The sequence below is a fragment of the Kocuria sp. genome, assembly GCF_030536815.1.
In the GTDB taxonomy this organism is placed as follows: domain Bacteria; phylum Actinomycetota; class Actinomycetes; order Actinomycetales; family Micrococcaceae; genus Kocuria; species Kocuria gwangalliensis.
Genome location: NZ_JAUNPE010000188.1, coordinates 1 through 3,717 on the forward strand (window position 1 = coordinate 1; position 3,717 = coordinate 3,717).

Below are 3,717 nucleotides of genomic sequence, written 5' to 3' on the forward strand. Positions count from 1 at the left end.
CGTCAAGGCGCTGGGCACCAACCCGCGGAAATCAGAGCCCAATGACTCGGGCGAGACGGATGTCATCGTGAACTTCGGTGGGGTGACCTTCCGCCCCGGCAAGACCGTGTGGGCTGATGAGGACGGGATCCTCGTGGAGCGGTGATCTGAGACTCAGGCCTCAGTCGTGGAGCTAGCGATCGAGAAGGGTGATCGTAGTTTCACACAGTGACCTGACCGTTGGAAGTAGTCGATCAGGCAGTTGACTGCCGGTAACCGCATGACGTTCTTCGGAGATGACTTCTTCTAGAGCATCAGGAATCATCATTGCGAGCACCCGCACAGTTGCCAGGAGCCATTGCCCATCAACTTTGGCTTCTGCGGCGAATTTGGCCCAGTGTCTGTGTGCAACTCGTCCGAACCGCCGCTCACCGCCTATGGCCATGGCAGCGTTTCGTAGCCCGTCCTTTTTATCGGGGAATCCGTTTTCATTCTTGTACTCGTAAGGTAAGCCAGAGGCTACGTCGTATAGCGGGGCAAGGGCCACTACATCCGGTGCAAGAATTATCGAATAGTTCTTTGCGTGCGCATCTGGCGCACCGATTAGATAGTTCCCTATCAACCCTTCGATGAACCGCAGGACCTCGCTTTCCTCTGCACCCGCCCGGCGTAGGGTTCGGACAATTGACAGTGCGCTTGGACCCTGTTGAGCTTCGTATTTCTTGGTCGGTAGGGTCGATGTTGCCTGACAGAAGTCTTCTTGATGGATGCGAAGCACTCTGCCATCGATTGTCATCCGGTCGTAGCGTTCCACAACAATGGCATTTGTGCCGTCGAATTGCATATACCTTGAGTTGGCAACCGTGAGCCCAACTTTCGAGAGTGTTCGGAGCGAAAGATGCTCATTGAGCGCTTGGTCTCGAAAATCATGAATGCCAGGTTTAAAAATGTGAGTGGTTGGCTCCGCCCCCGTTGCTTCGAACCACCCGTCGTCCCAGCGCAAGGCAAACTTCGATTGTGCTCCTGCTAACGACCAGCGTTCTCTGTCAACAAGCCAGGACCCCTTGGGCTGAGAGATTAGTGCGCGTAGGCGCTCACCAACCTCGCGTTCTGTGCACGGAATCAAGTTACCTTTACTTTGCCGAGCTGAATCCAGTTCATCTGGGCGTGCAAACTGGATAGCACCTGCGCACTCCAATCCAATGTGTTCCAGGAGCGCGAACGGATTTCCAGAAGAGATACCGAAATTGTGGGCTAGAGCCTCCCTTACGCCTTCTCCTTCTGGCAGAAGACCCTCAATGAACGCGTCAGTCGCCCGTCTCGGGTATGGGGCCAGGCGGTACGGCAATGCCACGGAGACCTCTAAGGCGGGGTCCGAGTCTTTGAGGTATTGGAACGTTCGGTTCCCTTGCGGGCTTTGAATCAGAACACCGACTACTTCTCCATGGAGCAGCACAAGCAATTCTTTCATCCTGCATCATCCTGCTTCGGATGATCGTCAGGGAGTGTGTTGCCGGTGATCTTGGTCGCTTGGCGGATGGTTTCGAGGAGCTCGGGTGGGAGCTGGGCGGCTTGGCGCATGGTTTCGAGGAGCTCAGGCCGAACCTGGGCAGCTTGCCGCACGACGTCGAGTGTGGTGCGTGACGGCGCCGAATATTGACGCATGATGTTCAATGCTTTTCGAGCTTCAGATGTGGTTGAGTCTCTGATCTTTTGCGCAGATACGGTGCCCGGGGTGGAGGCCTTAGCTTGTGGTGGTCCTGCCTCGTCTTGCTCTGGCTGCTCGATTAGCTGGATGGAGAGATCTAGGGCTCGCAAGACCGCGAGCACTTTGCTTAGCTCGGCTCCCGTCCGTGCCCCTTGTTCGAGGCCGATCAGCCACTTGCGGGAGACTCCGGCGCTTGTTGCCAGCGAGGCCTGAGTCAGTCCGGCACGGGTGCGAGCGTCGTGGATTGCTGCGCCTAGTTGGCGTCCTGTTGTGATAGCTCGGTTCCCCATGATGTGAACGTACCATCACATGATTATTTGTGTACATACCGTCACTTCTGGAGGGGTGCACGTATCGTCACATTCTGTAGTGTGAAGGTGCTGTCACATTATCCAATGTCCATGCAGTTGATTTTTGACGGCTGCTCCCCAGCCAAAATCAGGACTGCGGCCCCGCTTCGTGTGAAGTGGGGCCGCAGTCTTATTCGGGGGAGCGAGCTGCCGCTCAGCACATTTACTGTTCGGGAACCAGAGCCTGGCCGTCCCAGACGTAGTTCACGGTTTCCCCGGTCTCCCGGCCTTCGCCCTCCAGGGTCTTCTGAATCACAGTGGGTTCTCCGTCCTCACTGATTTTCAGATCAGCATTGGAGAACGGGGTCTTTACTGCACCCTCACCCGGGGGCATGGTGCCGTTGGAGTCGTAGCCCTGATCGGTGGGCGTCAACACGGTCACACCCTTGTCATAGGAGAGGTACACATTGCCGTACTTGTCCACGTTGGAGCCGTTGTTGAGCTCCCACTTCTGGCCACCCAGGGAGGGGGAAGTGCCGAAGGACACCACGGGGCTGCTGTCTTCCGATCCCACGTAACCCACGGGCTGACCGTTCTGGTACAGAGCGTATGAAGCCAGACCGGTGCTGGGCGCAGCGCCCTCGGGGCTCGTGACCTCGTGATAGGTCACGACCTCCATGGCACCGAACTTGGGGTGCTCCACGGGGATGCGTCCGGTTTCAGTGCACTGGCCGGCACAAGGATCGGCTACTGCGGGCAGCTGTTCTGCGCCGTCGGATTGCTCACCGGTTGCGGTTGAAGCCGGGTCTGCGCCGGGTGTCGCAGATTCGGTGCCCTGTGCGGGCTCCTCGGTGCCAGAACCGTGAGCGGTCTGAGCCGCGGGGCTGGTGGTTCCTTCCGCGCTGTCCGCTGCGGGGCTCGCGGTGGCCTCGGTATCGGCCTGGCCGCAGCCCACCAGCAGCGGGATGGAGAGAGCAGTTGCGGTGATGGCAGTAGCTTTCTTGTTCATGATCCTGACCTCCTTGGAGGTGGTTGCCGTTCAGGTCACAACCCACACTTCCCGGGGTGATTTGCGAATGCAATACGTCGTGACGGAATCGTGATCCGCTGCTCAGCCCCTCGGGCTGCCGTGTCGAGCGGGGGAATCCGCTTCCCCGCGCGGCTGACAGCAGCAGCTAACTATTAACCAATGCAAACGAAAAGCCCCGGTGGATAGTTCATGTATGAACTATCCACCGGGGATGGTGCGATGTGCCCGTGGGGCGGGCCGAGCGGCGTCGTCGGGCGGGAATCCAGCTATGCCGGAGAACCCGAGACGAGGCTACGAGTAGTCGTAGAAACCCTTGCCGGATTTCTTGCCCAGCTCGCCGCGCTCAACCATGTCGCGCATGAGCTGCGGCGGTGCGAAGCGGGGGCCGAGCTTGGATTCGAGGTACTCCGCGATGCCCAAGCGCACGTCCAGACCCACGATGTCCGTGAGCGCGAGTGGGCCCATGGGGTGCTTGTAGCCGAGCACCATGGCGTTGTCGATGTCCTCGGCGGAGGCCACACCCTCTTCGACCATGCGAATAGCCTCGAGGCCCAGCGCTACGCCCAGGCGGGAGGAAGCGAAACCGGGGGCGTCATTCACGGTGACCGGGGTCTTGCCGATGCCGGCGACCCACTCGAGGGTCAGCTTCTGCAGCTCATCGCTGGTCTGCTGGCCGATCACGATCTCCACGAGCTTGGAGGCCGGGACCG

General features: G+C 59.2%; 4 protein-coding genes and 1 pseudogene. 1 reads left to right on the top strand and 4 read right to left on the bottom strand.

Going from position 1 to position 3,717, the window contains the following annotated elements; genetic code table 11:
- Positions 1–145, top strand: a pseudogene (locus Q4E95_RS11805) (S-adenosylmethionine--2-demethylmenaquinone methyltransferase); the annotation flags it as partial.
- Positions 146–172: 27 nt separating this feature from the next.
- On the opposite strand, the gene Q4E95_RS11810 reads toward Q4E95_RS11805, so the two are convergent.
- The 4 genes from Q4E95_RS11810 to Q4E95_RS11825 form a co-directional block, all read right to left on the bottom strand.
- On the bottom strand, positions 173–1,450 hold the full coding sequence (locus Q4E95_RS11810) for a type II toxin-antitoxin system HipA family toxin (protein WP_095796186.1): 1,278 nt from the start codon (positions 1,448–1,450) through the stop codon (positions 173–175).
- Positions 1,447–1,977 (bottom strand): helix-turn-helix domain-containing protein, encoded by a 531-nt coding sequence (locus Q4E95_RS11815; protein WP_303383492.1) that lies wholly within the window; start codon positions 1,975–1,977, stop codon positions 1,447–1,449. The genes Q4E95_RS11810 and Q4E95_RS11815 overlap by 4 nt, the downstream gene beginning before the upstream one ends.
- A 223-nt stretch (positions 1,978–2,200) precedes the next feature.
- Positions 2,201–2,986, bottom strand: a complete 786-nt coding sequence (locus Q4E95_RS11820) for a hypothetical protein (protein ID WP_095796188.1) — start codon at positions 2,984–2,986, stop codon at positions 2,201–2,203.
- Positions 2,987–3,298: 312 nt separating this feature from the next.
- On the bottom strand, positions 3,299–3,717 hold a 419-nt coding region (locus Q4E95_RS11825), incomplete at its 5' end, for a 3-hydroxyacyl-CoA dehydrogenase family protein (RefSeq protein WP_303383493.1).

Excerpts from the sequence above, each read along its gene's own strand:
- Q4E95_RS11820 (WP_095796188.1), bottom strand. The coding sequence starts at position 2,986 with ATGAACAAGAAAGCTACTGCCATCACCGCAACTGCTCTCTCCATCCCG.
- Q4E95_RS11810 (WP_095796186.1), bottom strand. The coding sequence starts at position 1,450 with ATGAAAGAATTGCTTGTGCTGCTCCATGGAGAAGTAGTCGGTGTTCTG.
- Q4E95_RS11815 (WP_303383492.1), bottom strand. The coding sequence starts at position 1,977 with ATGGGGAACCGAGCTATCACAACAGGACGCCAACTAGGCGCAGCAATC.